Annotated in this window: 15 protein-coding genes; 3 read left to right on the plus strand and 12 right to left on the minus strand. The window is 68.9% G+C overall.

Annotated elements, in window-relative coordinates; translation table 11 throughout:
- Positions 1 to 12 precede the first annotated feature (12 nt).
- The 3 genes from AC0IZS_RS00275 to AC0IZS_RS00285 form a co-directional block, all read right to left on the minus strand.
- Positions 13 to 831 carry an alpha/beta fold hydrolase gene (locus AC0IZS_RS00275; RefSeq protein ID WP_471633817.1) on the minus strand — a complete coding sequence of 273 codons (819 nt, stop codon included), beginning with the start codon at positions 829 to 831 and terminating at the stop codon, positions 13 to 15.
- Between the two features lie 66 nt (positions 832 to 897).
- Entirely contained in the window at positions 898 to 2,385 is a 1,488-nt protein-coding gene (locus tag AC0IZS_RS00280; RefSeq protein ID WP_471633818.1) for a DUF4303 domain-containing protein, read from the minus strand.
- Between the two features lie 8 nt (positions 2,386 to 2,393).
- Positions 2,394 to 3,701: an O-acetylhomoserine aminocarboxypropyltransferase gene (locus tag AC0IZS_RS00285; protein WP_471633819.1), complete on the minus strand. Its 1,308-nt coding sequence runs from the start codon at positions 3,699 to 3,701 to the stop codon at positions 2,394 to 2,396.
- Positions 3,702 to 3,799: 98 nt separating this feature from the next.
- Here AC0IZS_RS00285 and AC0IZS_RS00290 point away from each other — a divergent pair, with 98 nt between their 5' ends.
- The 3 genes from AC0IZS_RS00290 to AC0IZS_RS00300 are packed head-to-tail and all read left to right on the plus strand — an operon-like array spanning position 3,800 to position 7,175.
- A complete protein-coding gene (locus AC0IZS_RS00290) occupies positions 3,800 to 4,249 on the plus strand; it encodes a CBS domain-containing protein (protein ID WP_305745831.1) in 450 nt (149 codons plus the stop codon).
- A gap of 32 nt (positions 4,250 to 4,281) precedes the next feature.
- Entirely contained in the window at positions 4,282 to 5,379 is a 1,098-nt protein-coding gene (aroC, locus tag AC0IZS_RS00295) for a chorismate synthase (RefSeq protein WP_471633820.1), read from the plus strand.
- A complete protein-coding gene (locus tag AC0IZS_RS00300) occupies positions 5,376 to 7,175 on the plus strand; it encodes a bifunctional metallophosphatase/5'-nucleotidase (protein WP_471633821.1) in 1,800 nt (599 codons plus the stop codon). Before aroC ends, AC0IZS_RS00300 begins: the two co-directional genes overlap by 4 nt.
- A gap of 956 nt (positions 7,176 to 8,131) precedes the next feature.
- Here the strand turns inward: AC0IZS_RS00300 and AC0IZS_RS00305 are convergent.
- The 9 genes from AC0IZS_RS00305 to AC0IZS_RS00345 form a co-directional block, all read right to left on the minus strand.
- Entirely contained in the window at positions 8,132 to 8,584 is a 453-nt protein-coding gene (locus AC0IZS_RS00305) for a TonB-dependent receptor domain-containing protein (RefSeq protein ID WP_471633822.1), read from the minus strand.
- Between the two features lie 40 nt (positions 8,585 to 8,624).
- The gene (locus tag AC0IZS_RS00310) at positions 8,625 to 10,019 is read right to left on the minus strand and encodes a sulfite reductase subunit alpha (protein ID WP_471633823.1); all 1,395 of its coding nucleotides are present in this window, start codon (positions 10,017 to 10,019) and stop codon (positions 8,625 to 8,627) included.
- Entirely contained in the window at positions 10,016 to 11,104 is a 1,089-nt protein-coding gene (locus AC0IZS_RS00315) for an FAD:protein FMN transferase (RefSeq protein WP_471633824.1), read from the minus strand. The genes AC0IZS_RS00310 and AC0IZS_RS00315 overlap by 4 nt, the downstream gene beginning before the upstream one ends.
- A 27-nt stretch (positions 11,105 to 11,131) precedes the next feature.
- Positions 11,132 to 11,932: a DUF4198 domain-containing protein gene (locus AC0IZS_RS00320; protein WP_471633825.1), complete on the minus strand. Its 801-nt coding sequence runs from the start codon at positions 11,930 to 11,932 to the stop codon at positions 11,132 to 11,134.
- A 29-nt stretch (positions 11,933 to 11,961) separates the two neighbouring features.
- Positions 11,962 to 12,492 carry a DUF2271 domain-containing protein gene (locus AC0IZS_RS00325; RefSeq protein WP_471633826.1) on the minus strand — a complete coding sequence of 177 codons (531 nt, stop codon included), beginning with the start codon at positions 12,490 to 12,492 and terminating at the stop codon, positions 11,962 to 11,964.
- A 17-nt stretch (positions 12,493 to 12,509) separates the two neighbouring features.
- On the minus strand, positions 12,510 to 13,142 hold the full coding sequence (locus tag AC0IZS_RS00330) for a PepSY-associated TM helix domain-containing protein (RefSeq protein WP_471633827.1): 633 nt from the start codon (positions 13,140 to 13,142) through the stop codon (positions 12,510 to 12,512).
- A 199-nt stretch (positions 13,143 to 13,341) separates the two neighbouring features.
- A complete protein-coding gene (locus tag AC0IZS_RS00335; protein WP_471633828.1) occupies positions 13,342 to 14,322 on the minus strand; it encodes a tripartite tricarboxylate transporter substrate binding protein in 981 nt (326 codons plus the stop codon).
- Positions 14,323 to 14,400: 78 nt separating this feature from the next.
- The gene (locus AC0IZS_RS00340) at positions 14,401 to 15,621 is read right to left on the minus strand and encodes a CaiB/BaiF CoA transferase family protein (protein WP_471633829.1); all 1,221 of its coding nucleotides are present in this window, start codon (positions 15,619 to 15,621) and stop codon (positions 14,401 to 14,403) included.
- Positions 15,622 to 15,641: 20 nt separating this feature from the next.
- Positions 15,642 to 16,586, minus strand: a complete 945-nt coding sequence (locus tag AC0IZS_RS00345; RefSeq protein ID WP_471639446.1) for a hydroxymethylglutaryl-CoA lyase — start codon at positions 16,584 to 16,586, stop codon at positions 15,642 to 15,644.
- Positions 16,587 to 16,647 lie beyond the last annotated feature (61 nt).

Consider the following 16,647-nt stretch of genomic DNA (forward strand, 5'->3'; position numbering starts at 1 on the left):
GAGACGCGAGCGTCAGCTGGGCTGGAGCGCTAAAAAGTCGCGAATGGCCATCAGCGTGCCATCCGGCGCCTCGCTCATCTGGTTGTGGCCCACGGGCAGGCTGGTGGTGTGCACCCGCTTGCCGGCGGCACGCGCGGCCGCCACCAGGCCCTGGGCGGCCTTGGGCGCGGTCATCTGGTCCTGCGCGCCCAGCGCGAACAGCACCGGGCACTGCACGGCGGCAATCGCCTGCTCGCCGTTGGCATAGCTGTCGCAGGCCACGAAGCCGCGGTGGAACACATTGACCGCCGTGTTGCTGCGCAGCACCTTGCGGCCCAGCGCCATGCCCGCGTTGTAGACCCAGAAGCCCGCGCCCGAAGGCGGCGCCAGCGTGCTGCGCGAGAACACGTTGACCATGCGCAGCGCCTTCTCGGGCTCGTTGAGCGCCGCGTCGATCAGCGCGGGCGAGACCTTCATCGGGTAGGCCGTGCCCACCAGCACCAGGTGGCTCACGCGCTCACCCAAGCGGGCCGCGGCCTCCAGCGCGATCAGCGAACCGAAGCTGTGGCCCACCAGCGCGGCGCGCTGCACGCCCGCGGCATCGAGCAGCGCGGCAACGAAGTCCGCCCCCGCCTCGACGCTGGCCGGCGCCTCGCCCGCACTGCGGCAGTGGCCAGGCAGGTCCACGGCCAGCACGTTCCAGCCATGGTTGGCGAGGTAGCGGCTTTGCAGGGCCCACACGCTGTGGTCGTTGAGCACGCCGTGGACCATGACCACGGTGGGCAGTGCGGGGTTGAACGCCTTGCCGCCAGTGTAGCAGTAGGTGGTGTGGCCGTTGACTTGGATCTGCATGCGGATGGTTCCTCTTTGTCTGTCTTTGCTTCGTCGTTCTTGTCGTGTCGGGCGCGATGACAGCCCTCAGCGCGGCGGCACACCGGCGGCCAGGTCGTCCAGCACCTGGAGCCAGCGTTGTGCTGCGTCGCGCACCTTGGTGCTGCTGTCCCCTTGCGCCGTGGCCTCGGCCAGCGGTCGCTGTGCAGCGGCCGCGCCACGCCAGTCGTCCAGGGCCAGAACCGCCAGGTAGCGCACGGTCTCGTCGCTGTCGTGCAACACGGCACGGGCCAGTGCAGGCACGGTGCGCGCACCGGCCTCGGCGCCCAAGGCCCGTTCGCCCAGCACCATGGCCGCGTGCTGGCGCACCGCGGTCAGCGGCGATTGCAAGCCGCGCAGGGCTTCGTCCACCTCCTGCGGGCGCAAGGTGCAGGTGCCCCTGCCGGGGCGCAGCCATTGCTCCACCAGCGGCAGCAGCGCAGGCCGCACGCCGGGCAGCGATTCGACCGGGCGGTAGTCAAGCGGCAGCGGGTCCAGCGCACGGTTGCGGAACGCGCCGTAGGGCGATGACAGGCCCTGGGCCACGCACTCATCGCTAAGCGTGCCCGCCTGGGCCTGCTGCAGCAGCCAGGCACTGTCGCCCAGGTGGGCCAGCGCACCAGCGCAGATATTGCGGCCCGCCTGGGCCAGATGGCGCCTGCTGCCGCGCGGCACGGTCTTGAGCACCTGGGCCCGCAAGGCGGCCACCACCTCGGGCGTGGCGGCACCGATCTCGCCCAGCAGGCGCGCGGCCTCGCACTGTGTCTCGGTGCGCGCCAGCAATTGCAGCAGTGCCGGGATGGCAGTGGTGCCAAAGGCGCGCAGCGCACGCTGCGCCGCCTCGCCATGGCGCTGCGCCTGCTCGCGCGTCAGGCCCAGCTCGGGCGCGGGCTGGCGCGCCAGGCAAGCCAGGTGGTAGCGCAGGCGCTCGGCATCAGGCAAGACGGCCACGCGCGCCGCCTCGGCCAGGTCGGCCGCATGGCCGGGCAGCAGGCGTGCAAAGGCCTCCTCACCCAGGCATCGCAGGGCCATGGCAATGCCCTCGTCGCTGTCCTCGTGCAGCAGCACGGCAAAGCCGGGTGTGAGCCGGTCGGCCACGGGCGACGCTTGCAGGGCGGCACGCAACCGGTGGCACACGCTCACCAGCGCATCGACGCAGCGGCGGTCCGTGGCCTCCCATTGCGCCACATCGCCGCCCTGGGCCTCGGCCGCCAATGCGGCCTGGGCAGAGGCCATGGCGGCGCTGTCCGAGGACATTTCGGGCCAGTTCCAGTCGGCGGGGTTCCAGCGCAGGCTGTGGAGCGTGCCGCCGTCATCTTCCGGTTCCACCTCGGCCAATGCCGCCTCGCTGCCCATGGACACGGTAGGCAGGTAGATGGGGCCATCGAGCTCGCGGTACATGCCTGCCAGCGCCACGGCATACACATCGCCGCGCAGCGGGTGTGCCTGCAACGCGGGCAGCACCAGCGCCAGCGCGTCGTCCAGCAGCGTCTGCTCGAAGGCCTGCCAGTCCATGGCGGGTGCCTTGTCAGCCATCACCCGGCTCAGGCCGCCTTCTCCGCAGCCTTGAGGGCGCGCTTGAGGTCGTCGATCAGGTCATCGGCATCCTCCAGCCCGATGGACAGGCGGATCGTGCCCTGCGTGATGCCGGCGTTCACCAGCGCCTCGTCGCTCATGCGGAAGTGCGTGGTGCTGGCCGGGTGGATCACCAGGCTGCGGCAGTCGCCCACGTTGGCCAGGTGGCTGAAGACCTTGAGCGCCTCGATGAACTTCTTGCCCTGCTCGCGGTTGCCTTTGAGGTCGAAGCTGAACACCGAGCCCGCGCCGCGCGGCAGCAGCTTCTGCGCCAGGCCGTGGCTGGGGTGCGATTCGAGCATGGGGTGGCCGACGCGCGAGACAAAGGGCTGGCTGGCCAGGAACTCGACCACGCGCGCCGTGTTGCGCATGTGCCGCTCCATGCGCAGCGGCAGCGTCTCGATGCCCTGTAGGATCAGCCAGGCCGTGTGCGGGCTCATGCAGGCGCCAAAGTCGCGCAGGCCTTCGCGCCGTGCGCGCAGCAAAAAGGCGCCGACCGAGCTTTCCTCGCTGAACACCATGTTGTGGAAACCCTCGTACGGCTCAGTCAGCTCGGCGAACTTGCCCGCCGAGCGCGGGCCGTCCCAGTCGAAGCTGCCGCCGTCGACCACGATGCCGCCCACCACCGTGCCGTGGCCCGAGAGGAACTTGGTGGCCGAGTGGTAAACCAGGTCGGCACCGAGCTCCAGCGGCTTCATGAGCCAGGGCGAGGTCAGGGTGGAGTCGACCAGCAGCGGCACACCCGCTTCATGGGCAATGGCGCTGATGGTCGGGATGTCCAGCACATCCAGGCCCGGGTTGCCCACGGTCTCGCCGAAGAACAGCTTGGTATCGGGCCGCACGGCGGCGCGCCAGCCGTCGATGTCGCCGGGCTTGACGAAGGTGGTTGCGATGCCGAAGCGCGACAGCGTGTAGTGCAGCAGGTTCTGCGAGCCGCCGTACAGCGCCGTGCTGGCCACGATGTGGCTGCCCGCACCCATCAGCGTGCAGATGGCCAGGTGCAGCGCGGCCTGGCCGCTGGCGGTGGCGATGGCACCCACGCCGCCTTCCAGGGCCGACACGCGCTGCTCCAGCACCGCATTGGTGGGATTGCTGATGCGGCTGTAGACATGGCCGGGCCGCTCCAGGTTGAACAGCGAGGCGGCGTGATCGCTCGATTCGAAGACGAACGAGGTGGTCAGGTGGATCGGTACGGCGCGTGCGCCGGTGGCGGGGTCGGGGGTGGCTCCGGCGTGCAGCGCAAGCGTGTCAAAGCCGGGGTCGGAGTAACCGGGCATCCAATGTCTCCCATGTTGTCGGTGCTGGCAGGCATTGTGGGCTATATTTCATGCGAACAGGCCTGCCGCGCCCTACCGAGCCCCATTGGAGACCGATCATGAAAGTCAGCGATATCCTTCGCGTCAAAGGCAACACCCTTTACACCGTCACCCCCGACGAACCGCTGGCCAATGCCGTGGACATCATGGCCGACCGCGACATCGGCTCCCTGGTGGTGATGGAGCTCGGTGACCTGGTGGGCATGCTCACCTTCCGCGAAGTGATCCAGGCCATCGTCAAGAACGGCGGCAGCGTGGGCACGCTGCAGGTGCGCTCGGCCATGGACGACCACCCCCTGACCTGCACCCTCGAAACCGACATGGACGAGGTGCGCCGCATGATGCTGGACCGCCATGCGCGCTACATGCCGGTGATGGACAAGCGCATGCTCATGGGCGTGATCAGCTTCTACGACGTGGCCAAGGCCGTGGTGGACAGCCAGAACTTCGAGAACAAGATGCTCAAGGCCTATATCCGCGACTGGCCCGAAGAAGAGCGCGGCGGCTGAACAGGTTCCGCCACTCTGGGATAATCGATCCCATGAGCGGCAACACCATCGGTACCCTATTCGCTGTCACCAATTTTGGTGAATCCCACGGCCCGGCCATTGGCTGCGTGATCGACGGCTGCCCGCCGGGCATGCCGCTCGCCGAGGCGGACATCCAGGCCGACCTGGACCGCCGCCGCCCCGGCACCAGCCGCCACGTGACCCAGCGCAACGAGCCCGATGCGGTGGAGATCCTCTCGGGCGTGTACGAAGGCCGGACCACCGGCACCCCCATCGCGCTGCTGATTCGCAACACCGACCAGCGCAGCAAGGACTACAGCAACATCTCCGAGAGCTTTCGCCCGGGCCATGCCGACTACACCTACTGGCACAAGTACGGCATCCGCGACCCGCGCGGCGGCGGCCGTTCGTCGGCCCGGCTGACGGCACCCACCGTGGCCGCCGGTGCGGTGGCCAAGAAGTGGCTGGCCGAGCAGTACGGCACGCAGTTCCGCGCCTGCATGACGCAGCTGGGCGAGCTGCCCATCCCCTTCGAGAGCTGGGACCACGTGCGCCAGAACCCCTTCTTCGCCCCCGTGGCCGACGTGCAGCAGTACGAGGACTACATGGACGCGCTGCGCAAGGCCGGCGACTCCTGCGGCGCGCGCATCCGCATCTCGGCCAGCGGCGTGCCCGTGGGCCTGGGCGAGCCGCTGTACGACAAGCTCGACGCCGACATCGCCCACGCCATGATGGGCCTGAACGCCGTCAAGGGCGTGGAGATCGGTGCCGGCTTCGAGAGCGTGGCCCACCGCGGCACCATGCACGGCGACTCGATGACGCCCCAGGGCTTTCGCACCAACCACGCCGGCGGCGTGCTCGGCGGCATCAGCACCGGGCAGGACCTGGAAGTGTCGATCGCGATCAAGCCGACCAGCTCCATCATCAGCCCGCGCGAGTCCATCGACATCCACGGCCAGCCCACCGAGGTCATCACCAAGGGCCGCCACGACCCCTGCGTGGGCATCCGCGCCGCGCCGATTGCCGAGGCGCTGCTGGCGCTGGTGGTGATCGAGCATGCCCTGCGCAACCGCGCCCAGTGTGCGGACGTGGTGCGCGAGGTGGCACCCATCCAGGCGTCCTTCCTTTGAGCGCCGCAGCAGCAGGGGGCGCCTTGCGCCGCTGGCCGCTGGCCTTCGCCGCGTCTGCCCTGGCCGCAGCCGCCCTGCTGGCGGGCTGCGCATCCCCACCCGCGCCTCCCACCCACATCGACATCGGCCTCATCGCCTTCAACGACCTGCACGGCAACCTGGAACCGCCGCGCATGGCCCTGAACGTGGCCGCGCCCGATGGCAGCGGCCAGGCGCGCGTGCCCGCAGGCGGCGCGGCCTACATGGCCAGCGCCATCGCGCACCTGAAGACCCTGCACAGGCACCACGCGGTGGTGGCGGCGGGGGACATGGTGGGCGCATCGCCCCTGGTGTCGGCATTGTTCCTCGACGAGCCGACGATCGAGGCCGTCAACCGCATGGGCATCGACTTCAATGCCGTGGGCAACCACGAGTTCGACAAGGGCTGGCGCGAGCTGCTGCGCCTCAAAAACGGCGGCTGCGAGAAGCACACCGTGCGCGAGCCCTGCCAGCTCAACCCCACCTTCCCTGGCACCAACTTCGGCCTGCTGGCGGCCAACACCTCGCACGACGACGGCCGCCCGCTGCTGCCACCTACCGGCATCAAGCGCTTCACCGAAGGCGGCGTGACGGTCAGCGTGGGCTTCATCGGCCTGACCCTGCGCGGCACGCCCGCCATGGTGGCACCGGCCGGCGTGGCCGGCCTGCGCTTTGCGGACGAGGCCGATACCGTCAACGCCCTCATTCCTGGCCTGCGCGCCCAGGGGGCCGATGTGATCGTGGTCATGGTGCATGAGGGCGGCGAAACCGAGGCGGCCCTGGGCGAGACCAGCTGCAAGGGCCTGAGCGGCGACATCCTGCCCATCCTGGAGCGGCTCGACCCCGCGGTGGACGTGGTGGTCTCGGGCCACACGCACCGCTCCTACCTGTGCGACTATGGCACCGTGAACCCCGCCCACCCGCTGCTGCTGACCAGCGCCGGCCAGTACGGCACGCATGTCACCGACATCAGCCTGCGCGTGGACACCGCCACCCGCCGCGTGGTGCGCAAGAGCGCACGCCAGGTCATCGTGCAGGGCGAGGGCTTCACCAGCGGGCAAACCACCTTCGCCGTGGACACACGCTTCCCCGTCTTCGCGCGCGATGAGGGCGTGCACGCCATCGTGGAGCGCTACCGCGCCGCCGCAGAGCCCCAGGCCCAGCGCCCCGCCGGCCGCCTCACGGGCCCTGTCTCGCGCGAGCCCGCTGCGTCGCTCGAAACCTCCATGGGCAACCTGATCGCCGACGCGCAGTTGCTCGCGGCCCAGGGCCCCGGCCTCAATGCCCAGATCTCCTTCATGAACCCCGGCGGCGTGCGCGGCGTGCTGGTGCCTGGGCCCGATGGCCAGGTGCGCTACGGGCAGATGTTCACGGCCCAGCCGTTCGGCAACAGCCTGATGGTGCAGTCGTTCACCGGTGCACAGGTGAAAGCCATCCTTGAGCAGCAGTTCGCCAGCGGCACCAACACCGCGCAGAGCCCTCGGGTGCTGTCGGTCTCCAAGGGGTTTACCTACCGATATGACCTGCGTCTGCCTGTGGGGCAGCGGGTGAGTGGCGTGTTGCTCAACGGGCAGCCGCTGCGCTTCGATGCTGTGTACCGGGTGGTGGTGAGCAGCTTTCTGGCTACGGGTGGGGATAACTTCACGGTGTTCACGCAAGGCGTGGATGGGTTGGGGGCCGGGCAGGATCTGGATGCGTTGGAGGCTTACTTCACTGCTTCTGGAGGGGCTGTGGTGCCGCCGGCTACGGATCGGATTGTGCGGGTGGATTTGCCCTGACTTTTTGTTTGTGGCTCGCGGCTTATTAAGGCTGCGTGCTTGTGTTGAGGGCGGAGGCCGGGATGTGCGCCCGGCGGCGCAGTAACTTTCTCTTGGCCGCCAAGAGAAAGTCACCAAAGAGAAGGCGGCCCCCAGTCTGCGTCCCCCATCGCCCTGTCGGGCGATGGAGGCAACCTGCGATGCTCGGACCTGGGGTGGTGCCGATGAACTCGCTGCGTTCTTCGAACTCCGCTCAAACAGCATCGGCAAGTCAGATCACGAAGCGTGTGTGTCCTTCGGCACACACGCCCACCCCAGCCCCTGCGCTTCTCGGCGCAGCCAGCAGGGGTGGGGAGCGGGGTCAGGGACGGCTGCTGCTGCGCAGCTACGCCGGGTGTCGGTTCGCGCTGTGCGCTGCCGACGGTGCGGGCGCAGCCGCCCTGTCCAGGCCAAGCGCAGCGAGGCAGTTGGGGCCGAGCGAAGCAATGGCCCGTGTGGAGCCCGCTCCCACCCCCTTCTGACCGTGCCGAGAAGCGCAGGGCCTGGGGTGAGCGCGTGCCGAAGGACACGCGCCTCGTCATCTGGCTCGCCGAAGCTGTCTGACCGGAGCTGCCTCGCAGAGGCAGCGCAGGGAGTTCTTCGGCGTCACCCCAGGACCGAGCATCGCAGGCTGCCCCCTCGCCACCGGCGAGGGGGACACGGGCAGCGGGGTCGCCTTTCTTTGGGGTACGTTTCTTTGGCGACGCAAAGAAAGGTACCTCGGTCGCCGGGCCGAGACCCGGCTCTCGCCCGCAACATAGGCATGAGGTCTAACAGAAGCACTGCGCCGCCGGGCGCACACCCCGGCCCCCGCCCTCTGCTCAGCCGCGCACCATCAGAGCGAAGCGACACCCACACAACAAATCAGAACTTGTAGGTCGCCGACAACCAGAGGCGACGCCCATCCTGGCTGTTCATACAAAGGTTCCTATAGTTCGTCACCGCGGGCGCCCCGGCACCGTATACGCCGTGTACTCCACAAAATCCTTGTTGAACAGGTTGTACACCGCAGCGTTGATGGAGAACTGCGGCGTGACCTTGTAGCTGCCCCCCACATGGAACTGCGTGTACTCTTTGAAGTCACCGAGCGCCGCCTTCGCAGCCCGCGTATCCGCCGTCGTCCCCGGATCCCGGAAACGCTCGCTGCGGTACTCCGCACGCAGCCACACATTCCACTGCTGCGAAGGCTCCCAGTTCAACCGTGCGTTCAACGCATGCTCGGGTGTATCCATGAGCGGCTTGCCCACATTAGGCCCGCTCTTTTGCTCGCTCGTCGTGTACGTGCAGTTGGCCGTGGCCGACCAGGCCTTGGCGATCGGAATGCAGGTGCTCAGTTCAAGCCCGCGCGTCACGGCCTCGTCCACATTGATGGACTGACCAAACGCATCCACGCACGGTTGCAACGCGCATCCACGCACGCATGCGCCGCCCTCAGTACACATCACGCCGGTAGCGCCCGCTGCGCACCAGCTCGGCCATGGGTGCAGGGCCGAGCAGGCCGGTGAGCGCCATGTCCACGCCCTGCGCCATGCCCTGCAGGCTGCCGCAGACGTAGATGGCTGCCCCCTGCTCCTCGACCCAGGCACGCACGGTGGCGGCATGCGCCTGCAGCAGGTCCTGCACATAAACCCTGTGGGCCGGGTCGTCGCGCGAAAAGGCCACATCCAGCCGCGTGAGCACCCCAGCCGCCTGCCAGGCGGTGAGCTCGTCGCGAAAGAGGAAATCGTGCGCAGCGTTGCGCTCGCCGAAGAGCAGCCAGTTGCGCCCGGCACCGGCCTGCGCCCGGGCCCGCAGGTGGCTGCGCAGGCCGGCGATGCCCGTGCCATTGCCCACCAGGATCAGCGGGCGCGCAGCGTTGTCTTCAAGCCGGAAATTGCGGTGCGCGCGCAGGCGCATTGGCACTGCTTGGCCCACTTGCGCGCCCTCGGTCAGCCAATGCGATGCCAGGCCCGGCGTGCCATCCTCGCGGGTGGCCTGGCGCACCACCAGGTGCACGCGGCCATCGCTGGCGAGCGAGGCGATCGAATACTCGCGCGGGTGCTCCAGGTCGCCGGGGACGCACACCTGCACCAGGTCGCCCGACTCCCATGCAGCCGCCGCGCCAGCGGGTGGCGCCAGCTCCACCAGGTGCACGGGAGCCCCCTCGCTGCCGGGGTTCAGGTGGGTGCGCGCGGCCAGGGTCCACTGGTCGAACGCGGGCGCCTCCAACACGGGCAGCTCGCTCAGGCTCGACACCTGCGCGAGCTGGTGCTGCCAGGCCGTGAGGGCCGCTGGCGCAGCGTTGTCCATCTCCACGCGCTCGAACAGCGGCACCGCACCGCACGCCCGCAGCCACGTGTCGAGCTGGCGGCCGAAGCCGCAAAAGTGGGTGTACTGGCGGTCGCCCAGCGCCAGCAGGCCGTACTGCAGTTGCGACAGGTCCGGCGCACTGTCTTCGTTCGCCCCCATGCACGCTTGCTGGAAGGCCGCCGCATTGTCGGGCGCATCGCCCTCGCCGTAGGTGCTGACCAGGAACAGCGCGCGTCGGCTGCGTGCGAGCAAGGCGGCATCGAGCTTGTCGAGCGCGCACAGGTGCACGGGCTCACCCGCCGTGTGCAGGAGGCGTGCCGTCTCGCGCGCCAGTTCTTCGGCCTGGCCAGTCTGGCTGGCGTACACCACCAGCAGCGGCTGCACGCCTTCGCGCGCGGATGCCAAGGCCAGTGCCTGCGCGGCCTGTGCCTGGTGCCTGCGCCGCTCGCGCAGCCAGATGGCGGCGCACAGGGCGGCGTAGAGCAGCACCAGGGTGGCGGCAGCGGCCAGCCGCACAGTGGGATCAGAAAAGTTCATTGAAATTCGGGAAAGCGCTCGCGCCAGGCCGGGGTCTCAGTCCACTGAGCCCCCTGGTGCGTGCGCTCGCACAGCAGCGCGGCCACGCCCTGCTCTGTGGCAAAGGCCAGGCCCTGCACCGGCCCCAGCACGGTGAGCACCGTGGCCAGGGCATCGGCATGCATGCACTCGGCGTGCAGCACGGTCACGCTGGCCAGCGCATGTGCCACCGGCTCCCCGGTGCGTGGGTCGATGGTGTGCGAATACCGGCGGCCCCCGTGCTCAAAGGCATGCCAATGGTCGCCCGACGTGGCAACCGCCATGTCCTGGAGCGGGAGCGCCCGGGCCGGGCCTGCGGCCTCGCCCGCCACGGCCACGCGCCAGGGCTGGCCGCCGGGGCGCATGCCGCTCGCGCGCAGCTCGCCGCCCACCTCCACCAGGAAATCCGTCCAGCCCTGCGCACGCAAGCTGTTTACCACCAGGTCCACCGAATAGCCCTTGGCAATGCCCGACAGGTCCAGTTGCAGGCCGCCCGGCTGCAGCGCCTGAAAGCCCGCGTCGCGCAGCGCCAGGCCCGCGCGGTGCGGACGCAGGGCCTGCAGCTCCTGCACCGAGGGCATCGTGGCGGGCGCCGCATGGTCAGCCTGCGCATTGTGCCGTGGGCCAAAGCCCCAGCGGTCCACCAGCGCTCCCACGCCCACGTCGAAGGCGCCGCCGCTGGCCAGCGCCCAGTGCTGTGCGGCCTGCAGCACCGCGAAGAACGCGGGCGACAGTGCATGCCAACTACCGGCCGGCGCGCGGTTGAAGCGCGAGACCTCCGATTCGGGCTCCCAGTTGCTCATCTGCCGCACCACCAGGGCCAGGGCTTCTTCGATGGCGGCGCGCACGGGCGCCAGCGGCATGAACTGCGGATTGCACAGGCGCACCGACCAGGTGGTGCCCATGGCCTCGCCGGCCAGGGTCTGCAAGACAGCGGGATCGGCAGCGCGCACAGGCACATGCGGGGCGGCATGGCCAGCCCCGCCGAACGATGCCAAGGCAGGAAGAGGCGCCGCAACAACGGCTGCGCGCCCAAACCCCTGCCCGTACTGCACCTGGATGCTCATGCGCGCCGAAAACTCACCTGCAACAGATCAAGGCAAAACTTCGAGCGTGCCCACGTACGAAAGACGACGCTCCTTGGCCTGGGGCAGCGAGGTCTTCTCGTCCTTGGCATCGGCGTCCACCCAGTACATGCCGGCGGCAGGCCAGGTCACGCTGAATTCGCCCTTGGCATCGGTGGTGGCCTTGATCTCGCCGATCTTGTCGCGGTAGCGCGTGGCACCCGCCACCAGCACCACGTCGAGGTTGGCGGCGGGCTTGCCGTCCACGTGGAAGGCAAACGTGGCCTTCTCGCCCTTCACGAGGTCGTTGGGGTGCGTCACGGGCACCAGCTCCAGGCCCTGGCCCGTGGGCTTGATGGCGCTGGGCTTGCCCACCGTCACGAAGGTCTCGATGCGGCCTGCCGACTGCGTGACCTTGAGCTCCTGCGCGTCGGCAGGCACTTCGGCCGCGAACTTCTCGGCCGTGCCGCGCCAGCGCTTGTTCTGGCCGGCCTTGTCCTTATACGTGGCGTTCAGGCCGCTGCTGACCACGGCCAGGTGGTAGGTGCCGGACTGGGTGAGGTTCAGGTCGAACACGCTGCGCAGCTTGCCGCGGTGCGAATTCTCGGGCTTGATGGCGGAGCCATCGGGTGCCACCACCACGAGGTTGTCCAGGCCCAGCGGGAAGTGGTTGAAGAAGAACAGGTCGTTGGAGACGGCGGCATCCACGGTGATCCACTCGGCCTTGGAGAGCACGGTGGTCGATGGCAGCAGCCACACGTTGTGGGCCTGGGCCGAGAAGGCACCGCACAGGAGGGCGATGCAGGTGGCGATACGGGTCTTGAGTTGCATGGAAAGTCTCCGGGTATTCGTCAAAGGGTTCAGGGCTTGAGGTCGAGGGTGACCTCGCCCAGCTCGCTGCTGCCCTTGGCACTGAGCTGCTGGGCCTTGGCGGCAGGCCAGGTGAAGGGAATCGTCACCATCTCGCGGCCACCGACCTCGCGCGAGGCCTCGACCACCAGCTTGTAGCTGCCGGCGGGCAGCGTGGCCAGTTGCCTGGTGCCTTCGTTGAAAGCCACCTGGTGCCTGCCCACGGGGCGCGTGGGGCTGGTCACGCCGTCGATGGGCACGGTGAGGTCACGGCCCGTGCGGCGCCACCACTGGCGCAGGTCCTTGAGCCACTTGGCGCCCTCGTCGTTCTTCATCTTCACGTCGTACCAGACGGCCAGGGTCGATGCCACCGAGTTGTCGGCACGCTCGACCCACATCGCCACGTAGGGGCGGTGGTACTCGGCCACGTCCAGGCGCGGGATTTCCACGCCCACGCCCAGGCCAGCGGCAAAGGCCGGGGCGCCCAGGCATGCGCCCAGCGCGATGCTGTAGCGCAGGTGCAAATGCTTTGTCACAGGCATTCTTGTCTTCTTTCGGTTCAGTGGATAAACAGGAGCGCCAGCACCACCGGGATCACCAGACCCATGCCCACCATGGGCCAGGTGAAGGGGCGGTTGCCCGCATGCATCTTCAGGATGAACAGCCCGGTGACGGTGAACACCAGGCAGGCGGCGGCGAAGATGTCGATGAACCAGCTCCAGGCGGCCCCCGTGTTGCGGCCCTTGTGCAGGTCGTTGAGGTAGGAGATCCAGCCGCGGTCGGTGCGCTCGTACTCGGCCTCGCCGTCGGCCAGGTTCACACGCAACCAGGCATCGCCGCCGGGGCGCGGCAGCGAGACATAGATTTCATCAGCCGACCACTCGGCCTCGCGGCCCGCCGTGTCCAGCGACCACTGCGTGCGCGCCCAGGCCTGCAAGGCCTCGGGCAGCGGGGCGCGGCCTTTCGGCGGCGCAGGCAAGGCCTTGAGCGTGGTCAGCAGTGCACCGGGTACGGTGGCCTGCTGGCTCACGACCTTGGGTTTGGACTCGATCTGCCCGGCATGGTTGAGCGTGAAGCCCGTGACGGCAAACAGCAGCATGCCGATCAGGCACATGGCCGAGCTGACCCAATGCCATTCGTGCAGCGTCTTGAGCCAGTAAGACCGGCGCCGGTTGTCCTGTGGTTTGGTCATTCCTGGAGGGGTGCGCGCAACACGCCGAAAGACGTCGCGCGGGGATGCGAAACCAGGATTCTAGTTGAAGAGAATGACAACCATTTGCATTTGAATCATCTTTACCTCGGGAAGCGGCCGGGACATGGCACCACCCTGCCCTGCCGACGCTTGCCCTCCAGGGCGAAGCCGCGAAGCGACTGCGCAAGGTGGCTTCATTTCAATCCATGCTCACGTGCGCGTTCTTCACCACCTGCGCCATGCGCGCCAGTTCGCTGCGCATGAAGGCGGCGGATGTTTCGGGCGCCGTGAGGCGGATCTCATAGCCCTGGGCGATCAGCGCGTCGCGCGCCTCGGGCATGGCCAGCGCGTTCTTGAAACCGCTGTGCAGGCGCGCCAGTTCCGCCTTGGGGATGCCCGCAGGCGCCACGGCAGCGATCCAGCCGTCGAGCTCGTAGCGCGGCAGCCCCTGCTCGGCAATGGTCGGCACGTCGGGCAGCGTGGGCACGCGCGTGGCGGTGCTCACGCCCAGCGCCCGCAGCGCGCCGGCCTTGATGTGCGCAGCGGCCGGCGCCACCGCGACCACACCGAGCTGCACCTGCCCGCCCAGGATGTCGTTCATGAGCGGGCCCATGCCCTTGTAAGGGATGTGCTTGATGTCGAGCTGCGCCTGGTCCACGAACATCGCCGCACCCAGGTGCAGGATGGTTCCGTTGCCCGATGAGCCGTAGTTGAGCACGCCCGGCTTGGCCTTGGCCAGGGCGATCAATTCCTTGACGTTCTTCGCCGGCACCGAGGGGTGGGCCACCAGCACGAAGGGCGTGGCGCCGATGATGGTGATGGGCGTGATGTCCTCGATGGAGTCGAACGGGATGTTCTTGTACACACTGGGGTTGACCACGTGGTTGTTGGAGACCACGCCGATCACCGAGCCATCCTTGGGTGCCCGCACCAGTTGCGTGGTGCCGGTGATGCCCCCCGCACCGGGCAGGTTCTCGATCACCACGGGCTGGCCCAGCGCCTTGGACAGGCTGCTGCTGATGGCGCGGATGGCGCCGTCCGCGCCCGAGCCGGCCGACAGCGGCAGGATGATGCGCAAGGGCTTGTCGCCCAGCTGGGCCAGCGCCAGGCCCGGTGCCGCGAGCGCAGCAGCGCCCAGGGCCAGGGCGCGTCGGCGGGTGGGGGAAGAAAGTGCGTGCATGCTTTGTCTCCTGGGGGGTGAACCGCCGGGCAGCGCGCAGACGGCCGCTGCGCTCAAGCCGCCAGGCGGGGGGGGAAATCAGGCCACGGCGGCTGACGCCTGCAATGCCTGTACCTGGTCGGCGGTGTAGCCCAGGCCGGCCAGCAGTTCGGCCGTGTGCTGGCCCAGCTTCGGCGGGTCCGTGCGCACGGCCATGCGCTGGCCGTCCATGCGCAGCGGCATCAGCGTCACGCGCGCCGTTTCGCCGGCGCGCTCGCCATCGGGCAGCGTGATATCGGCCAGGCCGCCGGTGGCGTTCAGGTGCGGGTCGTCGAACAACTGCTCGGGCCGCATGATGGGCGCGAACGGCAGGCCATGCCGCTCGAAGATGGCCGACAGCTCCTCGGCCGTGTGCTGCGCCAGGCGCTGGCGCAGGTCGGGCAGCAGGGTGCCACGGGCGCGCACGCGGTCGTTGTTGCTGGCCAGGCCCGCATCGGCCTTGAGGTCGGCATAGCCCATGGCGTCGCAGAAGGTGGCCCACTGCGCATCGCTCACCGCCGCCAGGAAGATCTGCCCGCCGTCCTTCACGCTGAACACGTCGTACACCGCCCAGGAGGAGATGCGGTCGGGCATGGGCGCGGCGGGCTGGCCCGTCACCGCGTACTGCATCATGTGCTGGCCGACGAGGAAGACATTGTTCTCGAACAGGGCCGAATCCACCTCCTGCCCGCGCCCGGTGGCCGCGCGCTGCATCAGCGCCGCCATGGCACCGATGGCGCCGAACATGCCGCCCATGATGTCGTTGACGCTGGTGCCTGCGCGCAGCGGGTCCCCGGGGCGCCCTGTCATGTAGGCCAGGCCGCCCATCATCTGCACCACCTCGTCGAGCGCGGTGCGGTGCTCGTACGGGCCGGGCAGAAAGCCCGTGTGGTTCACATAGACCAGGCGCTCGTTCAGGCGCGAGAGCGCGGCATAGTCCAGGCCGTACTTGGCCATCACCCCGGGCTTGAAGTTCTGCGCCACCACGTCGGCCGACGAAGCCAGGCGGATCGCCACCTCCAGGCCTTCGGGCCGGCGCAGGTCCAGCGCAATGCTCTTCTTGTTGCGGTTGAACATGGGGAAGAAGCCGGCCCCCGCGCCCAGCAGGTGGCGCGTGCGGTCGCCATCCACCGGCTCGACCTTGATGACCTCGGCCCCCAGGTCGGCCAGCACCATGCCGCAGGTGGGGCCCATGACCATGTGGGTGAATTCCACCACGCGCAGGCCGGCCAGGGGCAGCGCGGGGGCAGGGACAGAAGAAGGGTTCAAAGGAGCATTCATGGGTCGGGACGATAAACGGTTCAGGCAACGGCCAGTGCCGCAGCGGCTGCATGGGTGCGTGGCAGCCCCGCCTGCCACAGCGTGCCGTGCAAGGTCTCACCGGCCAGCCAGCCTTGCACGCGCTGGCGCAGGGCCAGCAGCGCGGGCACGTCGAGGCAGGTGGCTACCCCCATGCGTTCGAGCATGAAGGCCAGGTCCTCGGTGGTCACGTTGCCGCTGGCGCCGGGCGCATGCGGACAGCCGCCGATGCCGGCCAGGCAGGCATCGAAGCGCGTGATGCCGGTCTGCCATGCGGCGTAGGCGTTGGTCAGGCCCATGCCACGCGTGTCGTGGAAGTGCGCGCAGGCCAGGCGCTCGCCCACCAGGGCGCGGGCCTTCTCGAACAGGCGCTGCACGCCCACCGGGTCGGCATAGCCCACGGTGTCGGCCAGGCTCACGCGGTCGGCACCAGCGTCCAGCAGGGCCTGCATCAGGCGCAGCACCTCGCTCTCGGCCACCTCGCCCTGCAGCGTGCATCCGAAGGCCGTGCCCACACCGCCCTCGATCAGCGTGCGGCTACCCGAGGCGTCGCGTGCCGCGCGGATGCGCGCCACCTCGGCCACCACCTCGTCGGGTGTCTTGCGCAGATTGGCCAGGCTGTGGGCATGGCTGGCCGACAAGGGCACCACCATCAGGTGGGCGCCGCATTCGATGGCGCGCTCGGCACCCTTGAGGTTGGGCACCAGCACCGAGGCCGTGAGGCCGGGCAGCGTGAGCGCATGCGCCAGCACCTCGGCCGTGTCGGCCAGTTGGGGCAAGAGGCGTGCGGGCACGAAAGAGCCGACCTCGATCTCGCGCAGGCCAGCGGCATGGGCCGCATCGAGCCACTCGATCTTGTGCGCGGTGGAGACGATGGTGGCAATGCTCTGCAGGCCATCGCGCAGGCCGACCTCGCGGATGACGGCGGTCGCGGGCACAGGGTTCATGGTGTGGTGAGCGATGTTCATGGCGTGGAGGCATTCTAAAATTCCACTACGACATATGAAC

The organism is Acidovorax sp. AC410, from assembly GCF_979253235.1.